13 protein-coding genes and 1 riboswitch are annotated in these 21867 nt (G+C 71.9%); of the genes, 8 read left to right on the plus strand and 5 right to left on the minus strand.

Annotation, left to right across the window (positions count from 1 at the left end; translation table 11 throughout):
• The first annotated feature begins 145 nt into the window (after nucleotides 1-145).
• From G8E01_RS11600 to G8E01_RS11615, 4 genes are all read left to right on the plus strand, one after another.
• A complete protein-coding gene (locus G8E01_RS11600) occupies nucleotides 146-1873 on the plus strand; it encodes a glycoside hydrolase family 13 protein (protein ID WP_338100814.1) in 1728 nt (575 codons plus the stop codon).
• A gap of 37 nt (nucleotides 1874-1910) precedes the next feature.
• Nucleotides 1911-3527, plus strand: coding sequence for a glycoside hydrolase family 13 protein (locus G8E01_RS11605; RefSeq protein ID WP_166320020.1), 1617 nt, complete (start codon nucleotides 1911-1913; stop codon nucleotides 3525-3527).
• Nucleotides 3528-3615: 88 nt separating this feature from the next.
• Entirely contained in the window at nucleotides 3616-4311 is a 696-nt protein-coding gene (locus tag G8E01_RS11610; RefSeq protein ID WP_166320038.1) for a DUF3105 domain-containing protein, read from the plus strand.
• 4 nt (nucleotides 4312-4315) lie between these two features.
• Complete coding sequence (locus G8E01_RS11615; protein ID WP_166320040.1) at nucleotides 4316-4969, plus strand: DUF305 domain-containing protein; 654 nt, start codon at nucleotides 4316-4318, stop codon at nucleotides 4967-4969.
• A gap of 34 nt (nucleotides 4970-5003) precedes the next feature.
• Here G8E01_RS11615 and G8E01_RS11620 read toward each other — a convergent pair whose 3' ends face one another.
• The gene (locus G8E01_RS11620; RefSeq protein WP_166320042.1) at nucleotides 5004-7319 is read right to left on the minus strand and encodes an arylsulfatase; all 2316 of its coding nucleotides are present in this window, start codon (nucleotides 7317-7319) and stop codon (nucleotides 5004-5006) included.
• 112 nt (nucleotides 7320-7431) lie between these two features.
• Nucleotides 7432-10017, minus strand: coding sequence for a sigma-70 family RNA polymerase sigma factor (locus G8E01_RS12995; RefSeq protein ID WP_166320044.1), 2586 nt, complete (start codon nucleotides 10015-10017; stop codon nucleotides 7432-7434).
• A 446-nt stretch (nucleotides 10018-10463) separates the two neighbouring features.
• On the opposite strand from G8E01_RS12995, the gene G8E01_RS11630 reads away from it, so the two are divergent.
• The 3 genes from G8E01_RS11630 (at nucleotide 10464) to G8E01_RS11640 (ending at nucleotide 14749) form a co-directional block, all read left to right on the plus strand.
• Nucleotides 10464-12329 (plus strand): S1 family peptidase, encoded by a 1866-nt coding sequence (locus tag G8E01_RS11630; protein ID WP_166320046.1) that lies wholly within the window; start codon nucleotides 10464-10466, stop codon nucleotides 12327-12329.
• 42 nt (nucleotides 12330-12371) lie between these two features.
• A riboswitch (ZMP/ZTP riboswitch) is annotated at nucleotides 12372-12460 on the plus strand.
• A gap of 36 nt (nucleotides 12461-12496) precedes the next feature.
• Entirely contained in the window at nucleotides 12497-13795 is a 1299-nt protein-coding gene (gene glyA, locus G8E01_RS11635) for a serine hydroxymethyltransferase (RefSeq protein WP_166320048.1), read from the plus strand.
• Between the two features lie 66 nt (nucleotides 13796-13861).
• Nucleotides 13862-14749 (plus strand): bifunctional methylenetetrahydrofolate dehydrogenase/methenyltetrahydrofolate cyclohydrolase, encoded by an 888-nt coding sequence (locus G8E01_RS11640; RefSeq protein ID WP_166320050.1) that lies wholly within the window; start codon nucleotides 13862-13864, stop codon nucleotides 14747-14749.
• Between the two features lie 57 nt (nucleotides 14750-14806).
• Here the strand turns inward: G8E01_RS11640 and G8E01_RS11645 are convergent, their stop codons facing one another.
• Entirely contained in the window at nucleotides 14807-16273 is a 1467-nt protein-coding gene (locus tag G8E01_RS11645) for an XRE family transcriptional regulator (protein WP_166320052.1), read from the minus strand.
• 131 nt (nucleotides 16274-16404) lie between these two features.
• On the opposite strand from G8E01_RS11645, the gene G8E01_RS11650 reads away from it, so the two are divergent.
• Nucleotides 16405-18261: a phosphoenolpyruvate carboxykinase (GTP) gene (locus G8E01_RS11650; protein WP_166320054.1), complete on the plus strand. Its 1857-nt coding sequence runs from the start codon at nucleotides 16405-16407 to the stop codon at nucleotides 18259-18261.
• 103 nt (nucleotides 18262-18364) lie between these two features.
• On the opposite strand, the gene G8E01_RS11655 is transcribed toward G8E01_RS11650, so the two are convergent.
• Together G8E01_RS11655 and G8E01_RS11660 are read right to left on the minus strand one after the other, a co-directional pair.
• Nucleotides 18365-20224 (minus strand): ABC transporter ATP-binding protein, encoded by a 1860-nt coding sequence (locus G8E01_RS11655; RefSeq protein ID WP_166320056.1) that lies wholly within the window; start codon nucleotides 20222-20224, stop codon nucleotides 18365-18367.
• Between the two features lie 88 nt (nucleotides 20225-20312).
• Nucleotides 20313-21695: an MFS transporter gene (locus G8E01_RS11660; protein WP_166320058.1), complete on the minus strand. Its 1383-nt coding sequence runs from the start codon at nucleotides 21693-21695 to the stop codon at nucleotides 20313-20315.
• Nucleotides 21696-21867: the final 172 nt, after the last annotated feature.

Here is a 21867-nt window from a genome sequence, read left to right on the forward strand (position 1 = left end):
TCTCCCCGGGATCCGGGGAGACTTGCCGGAGAAATGTGGACTTGATGGGGGTGGGGCGACACGCGGGGCGCGTCGCGTGACGCCGGTGCGCGGGCGGTGACAGGATCGGCCCTGACGCATCGCTCGCGAGCAGAGGGGGACAGCCGTGTCCGCAGCAGGATCCGAATGGTGGCGCGAGGCCGTCATCTACCAGATCTACCCGCGCTCATTCGCGGACGCCTCGGGCGACGGCGTCGGCGACCTGGCCGGCGCGCTCCGGCGCATCGACGACCTGGCCGACCTCGGCATCGACGCCGTATGGTTCTCGCCCTTCATGCGCTCGCCGCAGCACGACGCGGGCTATGACGTCGCCGACTATCGCGACATCGATCCGCTGTTCGGCACGCTCGCCGACTTCGACGCCTTCCTCGCCGCCGCGCACGCGCGCGGGATCCGGGTGATTGTCGACCTCGTCCCGAACCACTCCTCGGTCGAGCACGCCTGGTTCCGCGAGGCGCTCGCAGCCGCGCCCGGATCGCCCGAGCGCGACCGCTACCTCTTCCAGGACGGCCGCGGGGCCCACGGCGAGCTGCCGCCCAACAACTGGGAGAGCGAGTTCGGCGGATCCGCTTGGGAGCGTATCGAGGAGCCCGACGGCACGCCGGGGCAGTGGTACCTGCACCTGTTCGACTCGTCGCAGCCGGACTTCAACTGGCGAAACCCCGTCGTGCGGGAGGAGTTCCTCTCGATCCTGCGGTTCTGGCTCGACCGCGGCGTCGACGGCTTCCGCGTCGACGTCGCGCACGGCCTCATCAAGAAGGAGGGGATGGCGGATCACCAGAAGCCCGAGAACGCGGGGCCCATGGGGAGCCGAGACGACCTGTCGCCCTACCGCGGACAGCCCGAGGTGCACGAGATCTACCGGGAGTGGCACGACCTCCTCGCGACCTACGACGGCGACCGCGTGCTCTGCGCCGAGGCGTGGCTGCCGACCTCGGACAAGACCGCCCTGTGGGTGCGCAGCGGCGAGATGCACCAGGCGTTCAACTTCGCGTACCTCATGACGGCCTGGGACCCGGCGGCCTTGCGCGAGGTCATCACGGACTCCCTCCGCGCGTACCCGGCCGTGGGCGCGCCCGCGACGTGGGTGCTCTCGAACCACGACGTCATCCGCCACGCGACCCGCCTCATGATGCCGCCGGACCAGGACGACGGCATCGGGCCGCGCTCGCCGTTCATCCCCGCGGAGGGTTCGGGGCTCGCGCGGGCGCGCGCGGCGACGACCATCATGCTCGCGCTTCCCGGATCCGCGTACCTGTACCAGGGGGAGGAGCTGGGCCTGCCCGAGGTCGTCGACATCCCGGACGCGGACAGGCAGGATCCGACCTTCGCGCGCACCGCGGGGCGCCGGTACGGCCGGGACGGGTGCCGGGTCCCGATTCCGTGGGAGGCGGACGCGCCCGCGTGCGGCTTCAGCGCGTCCGGCGAGAGCTGGCTCCCGCAACCCGCGTCCTGGGCCGCACACGCCCGCGACGCGGAACGGGCGGATCCGCGCTCCACGCTGAACCTGTACCGGCGCCTCCTCGCCGAGCGCCGCGAGCACCGCCTCGGGCGCAGCGTGCTCGTCTGGGTCGACGACATGGGCGACGACGTGCTGGCGTTCCACAACCGCGACGTCACGGTCGTGGCGAACTTCGGCGCGGAGCCCCTGCCCCTGCCGTCGGGGACCGTCATCGCGGCCAGCGGGCCGCTCGTCGACCACCACCTCCCGACCGACACCGCCGCGTGGATCGACACGGGCGGCGTCCCGATCGGCCCCGAGACGGGCGGCGTCCCGATCGTGCGGGCTGACCTCGAGGACCTCCTCGAGCACTACGGCGACGGCGCGGCGTGAGCTTGCGCGCGCGGGCCCTCGCGGCCAGGATCGACGCATGACGACCCCCGGATCCGAGTGGTGGCGGACAGCCGTCATCTACCAGGTGTACCCGCGCTCCTACGCCGACGCGGACGGCGACGGCATCGGCGACCTGCCGGGCGCGCTCGCGCGCATCGATCACCTCGCGGACCTGGGGGTGGACGCCGTGTGGTTCTCACCGTTCATGCCCTCGCCGCAGAAGGACGCGGGCTACGACGTCTCCGACTACCGTGACATCGACCCGATGTTCGGCACGCTCGCCGACTTCGACGCCTTCCTCGCCGCCGCGCACGAGAGGGGGATCCGCGTGATCGTCGACCTCGTCCCGAACCACTCGAGCGACCAGCACGCGTGGTTCCAGGAGGCGCTCGCCGCGGGCCCCGGATCCGCCGCGCGGGGCCGCTACGTATTCGCGAAGGGGAAGGGGCGCGGCGGCGCGCAGCCGCCCAACAACTGGCCGTCGTTCTTCGGCGGGCCGGCCTGGACCCGGCTCCCGGACGGCGAGTGGTACCTGCACCTGTTCGACTCATCGCAGCCCGACTTCAACTGGGACAACCCCGAGGTGCGGGAGGAGTTCCGCGACATCCTGCGGTTCTGGCTCGACCGCGGGGTCGACGGCTTCCGCGTCGATGTCGCCCACGGGCTCGTGAAGGACGCCGCGCTCCCCGACCGCGTCGTCGACACCTCCGGCCAGATGGGCGGGCTCGGGAACGAGGCGCCGTACCTCGCGCAGCCCGGCGTGCACGACATTTATCGCGACTGGCGGGCGCTGCTCGACACCTACGACGGCGACCGGGCGCTGTGCGCGGAGGCGTGGCTGCCGACTCTCGAGCAGGTCGCCCTGTGGGTGCGCCCCGACGAGATGCACCAGGCCTTCAACATGAACTACCTCGGCACGCCGTGGGACGCCGAGCGCCTGCGCCACGTCATCGACGAGTCGCGCACCGTGTTCGGCGCCGTGGGCGCGCCGCCGACCTGGGTGCTCTCGAACCACGACGTGATCCGCCACCCGTCGCGCCTCGCACTGCCGGAGGAGGAGCAGTCCGAGGGCATCGGGCCCGCCTCGAAGGTCCTGCCCGACCCCGTCGTCGCGCTGCGCCGGGGGCGCGCCGCCACCGCGCTGATGCTTGCGCTGCCCGGATCCGCCTACCTGTTCCAGGGGGAGGAGCTGGGGCTGCCGGAGGTCGTCGAGATTCCGGACGCGGCGCGCCAGGATCCGCGTTTCATCCGGACGGCCGGCGCGGAGTACGGCCGCGACGGGTGCCGCGTGCCGATGCCGTGGACCGCGGGCGGCCCGGCCTTCGGGTTCAACGACACGGGCGCCTCGTGGCTCCCGCAGCCCGACGGGTGGGGCGCGCACTCCCGCGACGCGCAGGCGGGGGATCCGGCCTCCACGCTCTCGCTCTACCGCGCGCTGCTGCGGCTGCGCCGGGCGCACGGGCTCGGATCCGGCGACCTCGAGTGGGAAACCGACGAGGGCGACGTCCTCGCGTTCCGCAACGGCGACGTGCGGGTCGTGGCGAACCTCGGCGCGGATCCCGTCCCGCTCCCGCCGGGGGAGGTCCTCGTGCGCAGCGGCGGGCGCGCCGCGGACCCGCTCGGCACTGACGAGACCGCGTGGATCCGGGTGTGAGGAGACTCGCAGGATCGCATTCGTTGCGTCTGCATAGAATTTAGCCAGCCCCGGATCCCCCGGGGATCGTCGACGCCCCGGGAGCGACATGGCGCAGGGACGCAGCGGGAACCCCGCGAAGCGCGCAGAGCACGAGCAGACCACGAAGCAGCGGCGCGAGGAGCGCCGGCAGGAGAAGCTGGCCGAGTATCAGCGCCAGCTGGCCCGCTCCCGGCGCACGAAGAAGTTCGCGTGGATCGGCGGATCCGTCGCGGCCGTCGCCGTCATTGCCGCGATCGTGACGCTGTACGTCACGGCTCCCGAGCCGCTCAACGACTACAGCGCGGGGTCCTCGGGTGCCGCGATTGAGGGCGTGGAGACCTTCGACAACGAGACCGAGCACGTCGAGGGCACCGTCGACTATCCGCAGTCGCCCCCCGCGGGTGGCCCGCACAACGCCTACTGGCTCAACTGCGGCGTGTACTCCGAGCCCCAGACGAACGAGAACGCCGTGCACTCGCTCGAGCACGGCGCCGTGTGGCTGACCTACGACCCCGAGCAGGTGTCCGAGGAGGACGTCGAGCTGCTCGAGTCCTACGCCCCCTCGAGCTACTCGATCCTGTCGCCGTACCCCGGCATGGACACCCCGATCGCCGTGAGCGCGTGGAACGCGCAGCTGAAGGTCGACTCGGCGAGCGACGAGCGGATCCGCGACTTCTACGAGGAGTACTGGCGCTCGGGCGACGTCCCGGAGCCGGGCGCGCTCTGCTCGGGCGCCGTCGACGGCCCGGGCAAGGTGAGCTGACGCCGTGAGCGAGGGGCGGACCCGGCGCGCGGGCGTGCCGCGGCTGGTCGTCCTGGTCGCGCTCGTGGCCGTCGCGGCGCTGGCGTTCACCGCGGGCCGGATTGTCGCCGTCGGTGGCGAGACCGCGGAGGCGGGTCCGAACGAGGCGGACGCGGGCTTCGCGCGCGACATGCAGGTGCATCACACCCAGGCCATCGAGATGGGCATGATCGCCTATCGCGCGACCGACGACGAGGCCGTGCGGCTCATGGCGTACGACATCGCGACGGCGCAGGCCGGCCAGCGCGGCCAGATGTACCAGTGGCTCGAGACGTGGGGGCTGCCGCAGGCGGGGGATCCGCTCATGACGTGGATGCGCGGATCCGCCCACGACCACGGGGCGCCCGCCACGGCGTCCGAGGAGGAGCTGCTCGAGGAGATGGGCATGGCCTCCGCGGACGACATGCGGCGCCTCGAGGCCGCGTCGGGCACGGAGCTCGACTGCCTCTTCGTGGACCTCATGACGACCCACCACCGCGGCGCGATCGAGATGGTCGACGCCGTGGAGGAGCTGGGGTCGCGGCCCGAGGTGCTCGGTACCGCGCGCGCCATGGGCGAGACGCAGCAGGCCGAGATCGAGGCGCTCGCCTCGATCGGCGCGCGCCTCGGCTGCGGGTGAGTTCCCCGACGATCAGATCGCGCACTGAGCCTTTCTAGGTCGTGGGGTCGGTATCAACTGTGAGCTGATGCAAGATCCCCGTGAAGCGGAAGGGAACGTCGTAGTCTCGGACGACCGGCGTGCCGGTGTCTTCGCCGACGTCGAACGTTTCGTCCGCTGAGACGCGGACCGGGATTGTCTGGTCGATGCGGCCGGAAGCGACGCTGACGCCGTCAACGGTGATCGTCGCCAGTCCGCCGCCGCCCGGGGCTCCGCCGTCGTACGCGAAGTCCACGACCAGCTCGTGGTCGCCCGGCAAGACGGGGTCGGTGCCGGCAATGGTGTACTTGTGCTCGGGATAGTGCGACCGCGCGTACGAGAACGTGGGCTTACCCTCAAGCAGGTAGAACGCGTTTCCCCCGAACCAGCCGCCCTGACACATGAGGATGCCCTCCGCCCCCTCATCGGGGATAGTCACGTTCGCCGTCACCCGGTACGAGGTGTTCTTCATGTTCGGGGCCATGCCCTCGGTGATCCGGCTGATCCCCGGGTAATACGTGTAGATCGTCCGTCCCACGTTGTGCACGGGCCGATTCTCGGGGCGCAGCCGTTCGATGTAGCGGTCATCGAGCGGGAACACCTGGTTCTTGCCCGCCTCGTCGAGGAACAGTTGCCTCAGTTGCTCGAGTTTCTCGGGGTGCGCCTCGGCGAGATTCTTCGACTGGGTGAAGTCCTCAGTGAGGTTGTAGAGCTGCCACTCGTACTCATTGAACGGGTCCGCGTGCGTTTGACCCATGCCTACCCACGGCAGCCGTTTCGGGGCCGTATTCGCGATCCACCCCTCGTGATAGATGCCCTGGTTGGCAACGACCTCGAAGTACTGGGTGGTGTGCGTCTCGGCCGCGTCTGCGTCATCGAAGAACGGGACCATGCTGGTGCCGTTGAGCGCGACCTGCTCGACGCCATCAATCGTGTCGGGCATCGGGATGCCGGCGGCCTCCAGGATCGTGGGGACGATATCGGTGATGTGGGTGAACTGGGAGCGCAGTCCGCCCTGGTCGGCGATTCGGGCCGGCCACGAGATGACGGCCGACGTGCGGCTGCCGCCCAGATGGGACGCGATTTTCTTGTCCCACTGGTATGGCGTGTTCATCGCGTGTGCCCAGCCGTGCGAGAAATGGTTCTGGAACCACATGCCGCCGAACTCATCGATGTTCTCCTGCATGAAATCCTCCCGGTCGACGATCCCGTTCGCGAGGACACCGATCTCGCTGGTCAGGCCATGGCCGGTCGGATCTTCGGCGCTGGAGCCGTTGTCTCCCTGGATGTAGATGATCAGGGTGTTATCGAGCTCGCCGAGCTGTTCGATCGCATCCACGACGCGTCCGACCTGATGATCACAGTGCGAGAGCGCCGCGGCGTAGCACTCCATCTGCCGGGCGCAGACCCGCTTCATCTCGTCAGAAAGATCGTCCCATCGCTGGTAATCCTCCGGCGTGGGGTTCAGCACCGCGTCAGCCGGGATGATCCCGAGCTCTTTTTGCCGTTCAAACGTGCGCACCCGCTGCTCGTCCCAGCCGTGGTCGAACTTCCCGGCGAACTTCTCGATCCACTCCTTCGGCGCGTGATGCGGGGCGTGAGCGGTCCCAGGCGTGTAGTACGCGAAGAATGGCTTGTCGGGGTTGACCGCCTTCTGCCGACGGATCCACGCGGTCGCGTGATCAGCCATGTCGGCGTCGAAGTGGTAATCATCCCGGTCGAGGTACGGCTCCACGGGCGTGGTGTTCTCGTATACCGCCGGGCGGAACTGATGCGCGTCCGCACCGAGGAAACCGTAGAAGTACTCGAAGCCCAGTCCCGTCGGCCACAGATCGAACGGGCCCGTTGGCGTGGTCAGCCAGTCCGGCACATTGTGGTTCTTTCCGAACCATGCCGTGCCATATCCGTTACCGGTGAGCACCTCGCCGATCGTGCCGACGCTCTTGGACACGATGCTGTGATATCCCGGGAACGGTGTGGAGAACTCCATGATGATTCCCGTTGCCGCGACATGGTGATTGCGACCGGTCAGCAGCGCCGCGCGCGTCGGGGAGCACAGTGCCGTCGTGTGGAAACGATTCCACCGCAGACCCCGCTCCGCGAGACGGGCGTACGTGGGCGTGGGGATCGGGCCGCCGAACAGTTCGGTCGCACCGAACCCCACGTCGTCGGTCATCACGACGAGGATGTTCGGTGCTCCTTCTGGTGCGGAAGCAGTACGCGGCCAGTCCACCGGATCAGAACCCGCCACCGTGCGATCGAGCTTGCCGACCTGCTGATACGACGGAATCGGCAGAACGGATCGGTCGGGCCACGCGGATGCTTCGGTCATTCCCCATGTCTATCTGCGACACGCGGGTGATGGCAACCGGACTCACCTAGAGCTGGCGAGGGTGCCGCAGCTCCCCGGCGCGAGCCCGTATACCCGCCTCGCGCAATACGACCTAGGTCGTGGGAGCGAGCGCCGAGATCGTCGTGGTGACGCCCTCCCCGAAGCCGAGCGTGTAGCTCAGCGTGAGATCGCGGTCGTGCGCGCGGTCGGCGACGAGCACGCGCAGGGTCGCCGTGCCGGTGGAGTCGAGGACCCCGGACCCGAAGGAGTTCGCCATGCCGATGTTGTGCATCTGCAGCTCCACGAGCGCGCCGGGGCGGCCCGTGACGGTGACCGCGTAGACCGCCGCGCCCTCGGTCTGCTGGCCCCGCGTCGCCGCGACGATCGCGAGGGGCGTCTCCGCCACCTCGCGCACGGCCGGGGCGCTCGGCGCGCTGGACGGCGCCGCGGGGGCGGCCGCCGTCACCGTGTAGGAATACGTGCCCGCGGCGAGCGTCTCGTCGTCGAGGAACGACGCCTCGGCCGTGGCGCCGAGCGTCGTCGCGGCACCTTCGGGGCCGGTTCGCGTGACGACGTACTCCGCCGCGCCGTCGACCGGCACCCACGTCACGCGCCCGGAGGGGGTGACCGCCACGTCCTGCGGGGCGCCGAGCGCCACGTCGACGGTGGCGGGGTCGGAGGCGGCGCTCTCGCGCTCGCCCGCGGTCGCGAGGACGACGTACGCGTGCGTTCCCGGGGGAACCTCGATGTCGACGGCGGTCAGCTCCGCGGTCTCGTCGACCAGCTGCGCGTCGGCGAGGGCGCCGCCGTCGGTCCGGAAGACGCGGTAGGCGTCGGCGTCGTCGACGCCCTCCCAGCGGATCGCGACGGTGCCCGGCCCGGTGGCCGTCGCGGAGACGCCCGTCGGCGCCGCGAGCGGGGCCGGCTCCTCCGGGTCCGTCGGCTCGTCGGGGTCCTCCGGGTCGACGGGTTCAGTCGGGTCGGCGGGCTCGGTCGGGTCGGCGGGCTCGGTCGGGTCGGCGGGCTCGGTCGGGTCGACCGGCGTCACGGGTTCCTCGGCCTCCGCCGGCGGGGCGACGTCTTCGGTCGGCGGCGCGATGGTCGCCGCGCTCCGGTCGCTCTCGGCCTCCCGCCGCGGGGACGCGCGCTCCGGCTCGGGCTCGTCCGCCCGGAGCGCCTGTCGCAGCGCGTCGCGCACCCCGAGCGCGGACAGCGTCGAGCGCGCGGGTGCGTCGGCGCCGTCGGCATAGACGACCGTGATCGCGGCGTCGTCCTCCACCTGGTCGGCCGTGACCCGCACGACAAGAGTGGAGAACCCGTCGCTGTCGAGGACCGCCTCGCCGATTGCCGGGCCGCCGACGGTGCGCGCCGCGGCGAGGGGGAGGTGACCGGCGAACCCGGCCGCGACGACGGTCGTGGATCCGTCGACGTGGGCGCTGACTGGCGCCCCCGCGGAGCCCGCGACGTCGAGCGCGATCGTGCCCTCGGCGGCGTCCACGACGCGGGCGCCCGAGATGTCGAGTGCGGCGCGCGGCGCGTCTTCCTCGTGCGCGGCGGGCGGATCCGCCTCCTCGGCCTGGGTGGCCTGCGCCAGGTCGTCCGACGCGCGCGTCTCGGCGTCCTCGGTCATGCTCCCCGACGAGAACTGGTCGCTGGCGGCCGAGGACGAGGCGGGGCCGCCCGTGAAGGACGAGATCGCGACCGCCGCGACGAGCACAGCGGCGGTCGCTCCGCCCACCAGCACGCCCCCCACCGTCCAGGCGGCGCCGGTACCGGCGGGTCCGCCCGAGGAGGCGTGGCCGCCGATGGCGGCGCCGCCCGCGACGACCGCGCCCCCGGCGCCCTCGACGACGCTCGGCGGCATGGCGGCCAGGGCCACGACGGCCTCCTCGCCGCGCTGAAGCGCCGCGAGGTATGCGCCCGCCGCCGGCACGCCGATCGCGAGGGGGAGGAGCACCATGACGAGGCGGCTGCCGACGTGATCGGCCTCGTCCGCGACGATCGCGCAGCGCGTGCACTCGCCGAGGTGCGCCTCGATCCGCTTCCGGTCGCGGGAGGAGAGGTTACCGCGCGTGCGCGCGCCGAGGCGGTCGAGCACCCAGGCGTGCTCGGATCCCTCGGCGGACGCCGAGATGTGCGCCTGGATCCAGGCCTCGCGGAGCCCCTCGCGGGCGCGCACCGCGAGCTGGGCGACGGCGCCCGCGCGCATTCCCACGAGCGGCGCGATCTCGCGCGGCTTCATCTGCTCGATCTCGGTGTACCAGAGCACCTCCTGCCACCGCGTGGGCAGGGAGCGGAACGCCGTGTGCGTGAGACCGCGGTCGAGGGCCTCCTCGGTGGCGGCGTCGGTCGTCGCGGGGTCGGCGATGAGCTCGGCCTCGTCGATCGCCACCTCGTGCCGCGCACGCCCCCAGCTCGCCGCCGTGTTGCGGATCGCGGTGAAGAGGTAGGCGCGGAAGGAGCCCGTCGGTCCCCCGCCCCGCGCGACGGTCTGGAAGATGCGCGTGTACGCCTCCTGCACGAGATCGTCGGGATCGATGCTCGTCGTGATGCTGCGCGCGGCCGTGATGCCGGACCGGTAGTGCCGCGTCCACAGCTCGCCGAAGGCGGAGGTGTCGCCCTCCCGCGTGCGGGTCACGAGGTCGACGTCCGACACGTGTGACGCGTCGCTGATGCGCGCCTCGCGGATGTCGGGCATGGGTCTCCTCGGCAGGGTAATAGCCCTCAAGATTCTGCCCGCAACCCACGCGACCTGCCAAGCCCCCGGCCAAAAACTGCGGCGATTTTCAGGCTGACCGCGGGTTTGTCCCGCGCGAGGATTTTTTCTCGAGAATCGCGTGATGATCCGCGAGGCCGCGCGTCTCATGGGGGAGAGAGTGACGTGCTCGGCGTGCGGAGGGGACCGCATCCCGAGCGGGCGAACGGCGCGGCGCGTTCGCCCGGCGGGGCTGCGGCCCCGCCGAGGGCCCGCACGCGAGGAGGCACCGCTCACGGTGCGCGGAGCGTGGGGGCGGGGCCGGCGGATCGCCCTGGATCCGCCGGCCCCTGCCGTGCGCGCGTGACGCGTGTGACGAAAGTTGCCCGTGGTGCGGGTGGGGTTCCGGCGATAGCCTGGTCACTCCGCCCACCGACACGAGGATCGTCATGCCGCTGAGTCCCGCGCGCCGCACCGCCATCGCGCTCGTCGCCGCGCTCGCCGTGACGGGGGTCGGGGTCTCCGCGGCGTGGGCTGACGGCGGCGCGCCCGACGCGACGCTGGAGCAGGTCGCGGCGGAGGCTTTCGCCGACCCCGGCGTGGTCGCGGTCACGTACGACGGCGCCGACGCGTCGACGATCGTCATCCACACCGACGACGCCGACGCCTTCACGACCGTCTCCGGTCTCGCGCGCTCGTACGCGAACGTCGAGCTGGCCGACGAGCCGGCGGAGGAGCTCGTGACGACGGCCGCGACGGACGTGGTCGGCGGAGCAGGCACCCTCGCGAGTGACGGCGCGACGACCCACACCTGCTCGCTCGGGTTCGCGGCGTGGTCGCCCGCGGGCGAGCCCGCCCTGCTCACGGCGGGGCACTGCACGCTCGACGGGGCCCTGACGGACGTGGACCGGAGCGCTCCGGCCGACGAACCCGCCGTCGGCGGGGGCGGATCCGTCGTGCTCGACGATCTCGGCACGTACGGGTTCTCGCAGTTCGGCGGACCGGGGAACACCGCGGTCGGCGTGGAGGTCCTCGATGAGACGGACATCGCGGTGATCGACGGGCTGGCGGACGGGCTTTCGCCCGTGCCGGCCGTGGCGGACTGGTCGACCGCCCTCACGGGCGACCTGGCCGCCGGATCCGTCCCGGTCACGGGCGTCGGCGTCGCGGCCGTCGGCGACACGGTCTGGCGCAGCGGGCGCAGCACCGGGTGGCGCGCGGGCGTGGTGACCGACACGGGCTTCTTTGCGATCGACGGTCGCGTGGTCTTCGGGCACGTGGCGGAGCAGACGGGGGCGGATCCGCTGGTGCTGCGCGGCGACTCGGGCGGCCCCGTCGTCGTCGGGGAGACCGCCGTCGGAATCGTGAGCGGAGGTAACGCCGCGGGCGACCGTCTGCTCTTCGCCGACCTCGCGTACGCGCTCGACGTCGTCGCGGCTCGGGCCGGCTCGTACGCGCTCATGCTCGACCTCGTCGAGCCGGAGCTGGCCGCGGGGACCGCCGAGCCCGGATCCGCCGTCGCCGGGACTGCGCCCGCCGGCGCCACGGTGGAGGTCACGGGGGATATCGAGGCGACGCTCGAGGCCGATGACGCCGGCGCGTTCTCGCTCGCGGCGCCGGCGGATCCCGGGACGTACGACGTCGAGCTCGTCGCCGCGCGCGGCTACGACCGCTCGGACGCCGTGGCGGCGACCGTGACGGTGGCGGCGCCCGCCGACGCGAACGCCGAGGCCGGCGCGGACGGCGACGCCGCCGGGGCGTCGGACGGTGCCGCGGAGGCGATCGCCGACGGGGCCGTCGACGGGGCCGAGACCGGCGGCGCCGACGCCGCGGGCGGCGCCGGGGGCGACGGCACCGCCGAGGGCGCGACGGACGACACGGGCGGGGTGGACGAGACCGAGGCTGTCGCCGACACCGCGGCCGCCGCCGACGACGACGCGACGGGCGCGCCCGCGGGCGGCGACGCCTCCGCGGAGGACGCCGCCTCGTCGGGCGCTGCCGACGCGGCCGACGGCGGCGGGGACGCCGAGGGCGCGTCGACGCCAAGCGGGGGGGCCGAGAGCCTGCCGGCGGAGGACCCCTCCTCCGGCGACGAGCCCGCCTCCGGGGACATCGCGCCCGCCGCGGCGCCCGCCGCATCCGCGTCGTCGGTCCCCGCCGATCCGCTCCCGGCCGCGGCCGAGGCGGAGGCCGCGCGACGGCTCGAGGCGACCGGCATCGAGCGCACCGCCACGCTGCCGCTGACGGCCGCCGGCGCGCTCGCGCTCCTGGCCGGCCTCGCGACGCTGGCCGCGCGTCGCCGGTGGGCCTGCTGACCCGGATCCCCCTCGCGATCGGGCGCCCGCGGGCGCTATGATCGACAGCGTCGCGACTGGCGTCTGAGGTGGGCCACCATCGGGGAGCGACACCCAAGAACGGCATTCGACCGCGCGCCTGGGCCGAAGCGATGACCACTATTCCGCTGAGTCGTTCTGGAGCACGCATGACCGAATCGCTGTTCAACGCCCCCCTCGCCGAGGTCGACCCCGAGATCGCGCAGGTCCTGCAGCGCGAGCTCGACCGCCAGCGCGGGTTCCTCGAGATGATCGCCTCGGAGAACTTCGTTCCCGTGTCGGTCCTGCAGTCGCAGGGATCCGTCCTGACGAACAAGTACGCCGAGGGCTACCCCGGCCGCCGCTACTACGGCGGCTGCGAGGAGGTCGACGTCGCCGAGAACCTCGCGATCGAGCGCGCCAAGTCGCTCTTCGGCGCGGGCTTCGCGAACGTGCAGCCGCACTCCGGCGCGTCGGCGAACGCCGCCGTGCTCCACGCGCTCGCGCGCCAGGGCGACACGGTGCTGGGGCTCTCGCTCGATCACGGCGGCCACCTCACGCACGGCATGAAGATCAACTTCTCGGGCCGGCTCTACGACATCGTCGCCTACGGCGTCGACCCCGAGACCTCGCTCGTCGACATGGACGAGGTGCGTCGCCTGGCGCACGAGCACCAGCCGAAGGTCATCATCGCGGGCTGGTCCGCGTACCCGCGCCAGCTCGACTTCGCCGAGTTCCGGCGGATCGCCGACGAGGTCGGCGCCTACCTCTGGGTCGACATGGCCCACTTCGCGGGCCTCGTGGCGGCGGGCATCCACCCGAGCCCCGTGCCGCACGCGCACGTCGTCTCCTCGACCGTGCACAAGACCATCGGCGGGCCGCGCTCGGGCTTCATTCTGTCGAACGACGCGGACATCGCCAAGAAGATCAACTCCGCCGTGTTCCCCGGTCAGCAGGGCGGGCCGCTCATGCACGTCATCGCCGCCAAGGCCACGGCCTTCAAGCTGGCCGCGTCGGAGGACTTCCGCGACCGCCAGGAGCGCACGGTCCGCGGCGCGCAGATCCTCGCGGAGCGCCTCCTGCAGCAGGACGTCCAGGACGCGGGCATCTCGATCCGCTCGGGCGGCACCGACGTGCACCTCGTCCTCGTCGACCTCCGCGACGCGGCGATCAACGGCAAGGAGGCCGAGGACCTCCTTCACGAGATCCGCATTACGGTCAACCGCAACGCCGTGCCGAACGACCCGCGCCCGCCGATGGTCACCTCGGGCCTGCGCATCGGCACGCCGGCGCTCGCCACGCGCGGCTTCGGTGACGAGGAGTTCACCGAGGTCGCCGACGTGATCGCGCTCGCCCTCCAGCCCGGCGCCGACATTCCGGCCCTCCGCGACCGCGTCGCCGCGCTCGCCGACCGCTTCCCGCTCTACCCGGGCGTCGAAGAGGCCGGCCAGGGCTACGCCAGCGCCTGACCCGACCCGCACGGGCGCCCCGCGAGCCGCGGGGCGCCCGCTCGTTCTGACGAAAAGGAGGCCGCGATGACCGCGAAGGTTCTCGACGGCAGGGCGGCGTCGGCCGCCATCACCCAGGAGCTCATCGAGCGCGTCGCGGCGCTGAAGGAGCGCGGCATCACCCCCGGCATCGCGACCGTGCTCGTGGGGGCGGACCCGGCGTCCCAGCTCTACGTCGGCATGAAGCACCGGCGCTCCGAGGCGATCGGCATGAATTCGATCCAGCGCGAGCTGCCCGCCGACGCCACGCAGGCCGAGGTCGAGGCGCTCATCGACGAGCTGAACGCGGATCCGTCCTGCCACGGGTACATCGTGCAGCTGCCGCTCCCGAAGCACATCGACACGGATGCGGTCCTCGAGCGGATCGACCCCGCGAAGGACGCCGACGGCCTGCACCCGACGAACCTCGGGCGCCTCGTGCTCAACGTCAACCGGCCCATCGAGACGCCGCTGCCGTGCACGCCCCGCGGCGTGATCGAGCTGCTCCTCCGCAACGGGTACGACCTCGCGGGCAAGCACGTCGTCGTCGTCGGCCGCGGGATCACGATCGGGCGTTCCATCGGTCTGCTGCTCACACGGCGCGAGATCAACGCGACCGTGACGCAGGTGCACACGGGCACCGTCGACATGGCGCGCTACCTCCGCCAGGCCGACGTGATCGTCGCCTCCGCGGGCGTGAAGCACCTCATCCGGCCGGAGGACGTCGCCCCCGGCGCCGCCGTGCTCGACGTCGGAGTGACGCGCGAGGACGACCCCGCGGGCGGGAAGCCTCTGGTCTTCGGCGACGTCCACCCGGACGTGGCGGACGTGGCCGGCTGGCTCTCCCCGAACCCCGGGGGCGTGGGGCCGATGACCGTTGCGCTGCTCATGACGAACGTCGTCGAGGCCGCCGAGCGCGAGGGCGCACGGGCCTGATCCCGCGGCGACGCGCCGGGCGGATCCGTGGGATCCGCCCGGCGCGTCCGCGTTCCGTCAGCTCTCGGCGTGCCGCTCGAGGAACTCGACGACGTCGCTCTCGGAGACGCCGGGGAAATTGCCGCGCGGCAGGGGGCTGAAGATGTGCGTGTGCACGCGCGCGCTCGGCCAGGCTCTGCCCGCCCAGCGCGCCGTGACGGACGGATCCGGCCGGCGGCAGCAGGACTCGTCGGGGCAGGTCGAACTCGCGCGCATCTGCGTCTCGCGCCCGCGCCACCACTTCGCGTCGTCGAACGGGACGCCGACCGTGATCGAGAAGTCGCCTGTGTCGCGGCTCCCGGTCTGCGTCGCGCACCAGAACGTCCCGGCGGGGGTGTCCGTGTACTGGTAGTGCTCGGTCGTGCGGTTCTGCTGCTCGAACGCCGTGCGCGCGGAGAACCGGCGGCAGACGATCTGGCCCTCGACCGCGCCCGTGACGTCCTGCGGCAGGGGCAGATCGTCGTTCTCGTAGACGCGCTCGATCTGGCCCTCGCCCCCGACGCGGAGGAAGTGGAGCGACATGCCGAGGTGCTCGGTCATGAGGTTGGTCATGCGCATGCTCGCGGCCTCGTGCGTGACGCCGAACGCGTCGCGGAAGTCCTCGACCGCGAGGTTGCGGTCCTTCTTCGCCTCGCGCAGGAACGCCACCCCGGCGGTCTCGGGGACGAGGCAGCACGCGGCGAAGTAGTTGATCTCGAGGCGCTGCTGTAGGAAGTCGGCGTAGGAGGTCGGCGGCTGGTGGCCCAGGAGCCGGTGGGCCATCGCCTGGAGCGCCATGGATCGCAGGCCGTGGCCGCCCGGGATGGAGGCCGGGGGCAGGTAGATCCGGCCGTTCTCGAGGTCGGTGATCGAGCGGGTCGTGGACGGCAGGTCGTTGACGTAGATGAGGTCGAAGCCGAGGCGCTCGGCCATGATGCTCACGGTGCGGTGCGTGAGCGCGCCGCGCGTGTGCCCCGCCTGCCCGAGCTGCTGTTCCGCAAGGCGTTCGATGTCCGGCAGGTAGTTGTGGCGCTCGCGCATCCGCAGCCGCAGCTCCGTGTTGGCACGCCTGGCCTCCTCGGGGGTCGCGTTGGCCTCGCGGTCGCGCCGCTGCAGCTCGCGGTGCAGTCCCAGCACCGTCTCGAGCGCGTCATCCGAGAGGCCCTTCGTGACCTTCAGCGGGGCGATCCCGAGCTGGCGGAACGAGTGGGCGTGCTGGGCGCGCTCCAGCTCGATCTCGAGGGCGGCCCGGCGGTTCGGCGGCTCCGACGAGATGAGGTCCGTCATCGCGATGCCCGTGGCCTCGGCGATCGCCTGCAGCAGCGTGAGCTTGGGCTCGCGCTTGCCGTTCTCGATGAGGCTCAGCTGGCTCCCCGCGACCCCGACGGCGGCGCCGAGGTCGTCGAGCGTCATGCCGCGGTCGAGGCGAAAATGCCGGATCCGGTGGCCGAGCGTCTTGAGCTCGATGCGGGCGGGGGAGGCGGCGCCGGGGGCGTTGAGGCTCATTCCTTGAGCGTAGCGAAAGATGCGACATTCTTTCCCTCCAAAAGTGCGTCAAGGAGCCCTGAGCATGACGGAATCTAGATCTGCGCGGCGATCTCGCCCCGCGACCACCGCCCGGCCCGAAGGAGCGCACGATGGCCATCGCAGACCCGCAGACCCACGCCGGCACGACCCGCCTCGCTGCGTACGGCGCCCAGCCGCGGTACGCGTCCGCCGCGTTCTCGGAGCTCGTCGCGTGGGTGCACGAGGTGGCCGAACTCACGACGCCGGATCGGATCCACTGGGTCGACGGATCCGCGGAGGAGAACCGCGCGCTCCTCGACGACATGATCGACCAGGGCACCCTGATCGCGCTGAACGACGAGTGGCGCCCGAACAGCTACCTCGCCCGGAGCGACGCCTCCGACGTCGCGCGCCTCGAGGCGCGCACGTTCATCGCCAGCGAGCGGGAGGCCGACGCGGGCCCCACGAACAACTGGGTCGCCCCCGACGAGATGCGCCAGACGCTCATGCCGCTGTTCGCCGGATCCATGCGCGGACGCACGATGTTCGTCGTGCCGTTCTCCATGGGCAAGATCGGCGGCCCGCTGTCCCAGATCGGGGTCCAGATCACCGACAGCCCGTACGCGGTCGCCTCGATCGAGATCATGACCCGCGTGGGCGAGGACGTGACGCGCCTCATCGCCGAGGGTACGAGCTGGGTGCGCACCGTGCATTCCGTCGGGGCCCCGCTGGCGCCCGGTCAGGCCGACTCCGCCTGGCCGTCGAACCCCGAGAAGTACATCGCGCACTTCCCGGAGACCCTCGAGGTCTGGTCCTTCGGATCCGGATACGGCGGCAACGCGATCCTCGCGAAGAAGTGCTACGCGCTGCGGATCGCGTCGGTTCTCGGCCGCGACCAGGGGTGGCTCGCGGAGCACATGCTCCTCATCCGCATCGTGTCGCCCGAGGGGCGGGCGTTCCACGTGGCGGCGGCGTTCCCCTCGGCCTGCGGCAAGACGAACCTCGCGATGCTGCGCCCCACCCTCCCGGGCTGGCGCGTGGAGACGCTCGGCGACGACATCACGTGGATCCGCCCGGGCAGCGACGGTCGCCTCTACGCGATCAACCCCGAGGCGGGGTTCTTCGGCGTCGCGCCCGGCACGGGGGAGTCGACGAATATCACCGCCGTCGAGACGCTGCACGCCAACGTCATCTTCACGAACGTCGCGTTGCGCCCCGACGGCGACGTCTGGTGGGAGGGGCTCACGGACGAGGCGCCGGAGAGCCTCATCGACTGGCAGGGCCGGGACTGGACCCCGGACAGCGGCCGGCCGGCCGCGCACCCCAACTCGCGCTTCACGGTCGCCGCCTCCCAGGCCCCGTCGATCGCCGTCGACTGGGACGAGGCCGTTCCGCTCGACGCGATCCTCTTCGGCGGCCGCCGCGCGACCAACGTGCCCCTCGTGGTCGAGTCGTTCGACTGGACGCACGGCGCCTTCATGGGGGCGACCATCTCCTCCGAGCGCACCGCCGCGGCCGAGGGCACCGTCGGCGAGCTGCGGCGGGATCCGTTCGCCATGATGCCGTTCTGCGGCTACAACATGGCTGACTACTTCGCGCACTGGGTCGGCATGGGCGAGCGCGCCGAGGCGCTGCCGCGCATCTTCCAGGTCAATTGGTTCCGCAAGGGCGAGGACGGCCGCTTCCTCTGGCCGGGCTTCGGTGAGAACGCGCGCGTGATCGAGTGGATCGTGCGCCGCCTCGAGGGCGCGGCCGAGGCAGACGCGACGCCCATCGGCCACGTGCCGGCGAGCGGATCCCTCAACCTCGACGGCGTCGAGGTGAGCAGCGCCGACCTGGACGAGCTCTTCCGGATCGACCCCGAGTCCTGGCTCGTCGAGGCCGACCTGACGGAGGACTTCTTCCGCTCGTTCGGGGACCGCATGCCCGCGGCCCTCACCGACCAGCTTGCCGCGCTCCGCGCGCGGCTCCAGGCCACGAAGGACTGACCGCACTCGGTCCTTCGTCTCGCGCCCGCCCGGCCCGCACCCGGAACGGCGCACACCAGCGGCCCGCCCCTGCCGATCCGGGGGCGGGCCGCTTCATGCCTTCTCAGACGAGCAGCTGATGGGCCGCGAGGTCGCGGTACAGCGGCACGGACTCGACGAGCTCCGCGTGCGTTCCGCGCCCGACCACCTGGCCGCCGTCGAGGACGACGATCTCGTCGCTGTCCACGACGGTCGAGAGGCGGTGGGCGATGACGATGAGCGTGCGTCCCTCCGCGACCGCGTCGATCGCCTCGCGCATGCGCTGCTCGTTGACGCCGTCCAGGGACGACGTCGATTCGTCCAGCAACAGGATCGGGGGAGCGGCGAGGAGCGCGCGGGCGATCGCGAGGCGCTGGCGCTCGCCGCCCGAGAGCATGACGCCGTCCTCGCCCACGGGGGTATGGATCCCCTCGGGCGAGCGGTCGACGACGCCCCCGAGGTTGACCGCGCGCAGCGCGGCCTCGCAGTCGGCATCGGACGCCGCGGGCGACGCGAGGCGCAGGTTGTCCGCGAGCGTGCCCGCGAGCGTGGGGGCGTCCTGCTCCACGTAGCCGAACTGCGCCCGCAGCACGTCGCGCGGCAGGTCGCGCACGTCGCGCCCGTGCAGGCGAATCGCGCCGCCGGTCGCGTCGTAGAAGCGCTCGATGAGCGCGAGAATGGTCGATTTGCCCGCGCCGGAGGGGCCCACGAGGGCGACGCGCGACCCGCGCGGAACCTCGAACGACACCCCGCGGAGCACGTCGGCGCGGGCGTCGTCGATCTCCGCGTCCAGGTGGGCGTCGCCGGCCGCCTCGCGCACCGCCGCGGTCGCGCGGCGACGCGCCTCCACGACGTGCGAGGGGTAGCGGAAGCGCACGTCCTCGAACGCCAGCGCGGGGGCCTCGCCCGGCGTCGGCGCGGCGGCGGTGGGGCGGTCCTCCGCGTCCTCCTCGGGCAGGTCGAGGACCTCCTGGATCCGCCCCAGCGCGCCGAGCGCCTGTCCCACGCTCGAGAGCGCGCCGAAGGCCGAGGCCAGCGGCATGATCATGAGGAACAGGAACATCGCGAACGTCACGAGCGACGCGACGGACACGGCGCCGGAGGCGACGCGCATCCCGCCCACGCCGAGCACCACGAGGAGGGACACCTGGACCGCGACCCCGGCGACGGGCACGACGAGGGCCGACGCCCGCGCGACGTCCAGGCCCGCGCGGAACGCGTCCTCCGCCTGCGCCGTCACGGTCGCCTGCTCGCGGTCCGTCGCCCCCGCGGCGCGCACCGTCCGCACGGATCCGATGGCCCGCTCGATGCCGCTGGACAGCGCGCCCACCCGCTCCTGCTGGCGCGCCGTCGCGCCCCGGATCCGCCCCGACAGCGCGACGACGGCGATGACGGCGAGCGCGAGCACGCCCGCGATCGTTGCGAGCAGCACCGGATCGATCACGAGCATCGCCACGAGGGCGCCGGCGAAGATCAGCACGTTCCCGACGCTGTCCGCCAGGCCCTGCGTGAGGACGGCGTAGAGCATGGTCGTGTCCGTGCCGACACGGCTGACGAGGTCGCCCGTGCGCCGCGCGTCGAACTCGCTGATGGGCAGGTGCAGGATCCGCCGGATCAGCTGCCGCCGGCTTGAGAAGACGACCGCCGTCCCCGTGCGCTGCAGGAGGTAGTGCTGGTAGGCGCTCACGACCGACGAGACCACGACGAACGCCACGAGGCCCCAGATGAGCCAGCCGAGCGGGTCTTCGGACTGCACGCGGGCGATGACCTCGCCGATCACGAGCGGCTGGACGAGGGTGAACACCGCGCCGAGGACGGAGAGGATCGCGACGGCGACAATGACCGGGCGGTTCTCAAAGACGAACGGCAACAGCTGCCGGAGCGAGGCCCGCGGGCCGTCGTTCTTCGGAGGCCGGGCGAAGGGGGAGCGTCGTGATTCGGACATCCCTCTTATTGTCCTCCCTCGCGGGCGCCCCCGGACACGCGAAGGGGCGCGGACCCCACGGATCCGCGCCCCTTCGCCACCCTCGTCGTCAGCGCGAGGAGATGTCGACGTCCTTCGTCTCCTTGCTGAGCACGACGGCGATGAGCGTCAGCACGCCCGCGCCGGCGAGGTACACGCCCACGAGCCAGGGGCTCCCGCCCGCGAGGCCCCACAGCCAGATCGCGATCATGGGGGCGACGGCCGCGCCCAGGATCGACGAGACGTTGTAGGCGACGGCGGATCCGGTGTAGCGCACCGCGGTCGGGAACAGCTCGGGCAGGAGCGCGCCCATCGGGCCGAACGTCATGCCCATGAGCAGGAAGCCGAACACGAGGAAGGCCTGCACGAGGGCGCCCGTGAACAGCTCGCTGGACTGCGGGGTGAGGAACACGACGTACGACAGGCCGAACACGATGATCGCGACGGTGACCCAGATCAGCAGCCGGCGCCGGCCGATCGCGTCGGCGAGCGGGCCCGAGATGAGCGTGAACAGGCCGAAGAACACGACGCCGATGATCTGCATCAGCACGAAGTCGGTGCGCGCGAACCCGAGGCCCGGCACGGCGGCGTCGGTCGGGGTCGTGCCATAGCTCAGCGTGAAGCTCGTCATGAGGTAGAAGAGCACGTACGTCGCGAGCATGATGAACGTGCCGAGGATCAGCTGCCACCAGTACTTCTGGAAGACGTAGCCGACGGGAACCTTGCGGATCTCGCCCTTCTTCTCCGCCTTCTGGAACGCGTCCGACTCCACGAGCTTCAGGCGGACCCACAGGCCCACGATCACCATCACGGCCGAGAACAGGAACGGGATCCGCCAGCCCCACGCGAGGAACGCCTCGCTCGCGGCGCCGTCCTCGCCGGGCATCGCCAGGTTGATCGTCAGGAACAGCAGGTTCGCGATGATGAAGCCGATCGGGGCGCCCAGCTGCGGGAACGTGCCGTACAGCGCGCGCTTGCCCTCGGGGGCGTTCTCGGTCGCCACGAGCGCCGCACCGGACCACTCGCCGCCCAGGGCGAATCCCTGCGCGAGGCGGCACAGGAGGAGGAGGAACGCCGCCCACGCGCCAATGTCGTTGTGCGTCGGGAGCAGGCCGATCACGAACGTCGCGATGCCCATCGTGAGCAGCGACGCGACGAGCGTGCCCTTGCGCCCGAACTTGTCTCCGAAGTGACCGAACACGATCGCGCCGATCGGGCGGGCGACCATCGCCGCGCCGAACACGCCGAACGAGGCGAGCAGCGCCGTCGTCGGGTTCCCCGTGGGGAAGAAGAGCACGGGGAAGACGAGGGCGGCCGCCGTGGCGTACGCGTAGAAGTCGTAGAACTCGATCGTCGTGCCGACGAGGCTCGCCGTGATGACACGGCCGCGCGAGTTGAGGGGTTTCGTGCCCGCGTCCTGCTGCGAGGACCGGGCGGGAGCTGTCGAAGTCATGCTGCTGCCTGAGATACGTGGATGTGCCCGAGAGGGCGGGACGGGCGATCGGCTGCACGGGCGCAGAATCGCCGCGTGCGCCGACCGATGGTCGACGCACGATGAACAAGCATACGCGCCTGTGTGCGCACAATGAACATTGCGCCCGCGCATCCGGGCCGAAGTGCCGGGT

The sequence above is a fragment of the Microbacterium excoecariae genome, assembly GCF_011326725.1.
GTDB lineage: Bacteria > Actinomycetota > Actinomycetes > Actinomycetales > Microbacteriaceae > Microbacterium > Microbacterium excoecariae.

What these genes read in the sequence shown, in the direction of transcription:
- G8E01_RS11640 (WP_166320050.1), top strand. Translation starts at nt 13,862, where the DNA reads ATGACCGCGAAGGTTCTCGACGGCAGGGCGGCGTCGGCCGCCATCACC.
- G8E01_RS11630 (WP_166320046.1), top strand. Translation starts at nt 10,464, where the DNA reads ATGCCGCTGAGTCCCGCGCGCCGCACCGCCATCGCGCTCGTCGCCGCG.
- G8E01_RS11605 (WP_166320020.1), top strand. Translation starts at nt 1,911, where the DNA reads ATGACGACCCCCGGATCCGAGTGGTGGCGGACAGCCGTCATCTACCAG.
- G8E01_RS11645 (WP_166320052.1), bottom strand. Translation starts at nt 16,273, where the DNA reads ATGAGCCTCAACGCCCCCGGCGCCGCCTCCCCCGCCCGCATCGAGCTC.
- glyA (WP_166320048.1), top strand. Translation starts at nt 12,497, where the DNA reads ATGACCGAATCGCTGTTCAACGCCCCCCTCGCCGAGGTCGACCCCGAG.
- G8E01_RS11620 (WP_166320042.1), bottom strand. Translation starts at nt 7,319, where the DNA reads ATGACCGAAGCATCCGCGTGGCCCGACCGATCCGTTCTGCCGATTCCG.
- G8E01_RS12995 (WP_166320044.1), bottom strand. Translation starts at nt 10,017, where the DNA reads ATGCCCGACATCCGCGAGGCGCGCATCAGCGACGCGTCACACGTGTCG.
- G8E01_RS11655 (WP_166320056.1), bottom strand. Translation starts at nt 20,224, where the DNA reads ATGTCCGAATCACGACGCTCCCCCTTCGCCCGGCCTCCGAAGAACGAC.
- G8E01_RS11650 (WP_166320054.1), top strand. Translation starts at nt 16,405, where the DNA reads ATGGCCATCGCAGACCCGCAGACCCACGCCGGCACGACCCGCCTCGCT.
- G8E01_RS11610 (WP_166320038.1), top strand. Translation starts at nt 3,616, where the DNA reads ATGGCGCAGGGACGCAGCGGGAACCCCGCGAAGCGCGCAGAGCACGAG.
- G8E01_RS11660 (WP_166320058.1), bottom strand. Translation starts at nt 21,695, where the DNA reads ATGACTTCGACAGCTCCCGCCCGGTCCTCGCAGCAGGACGCGGGCACG.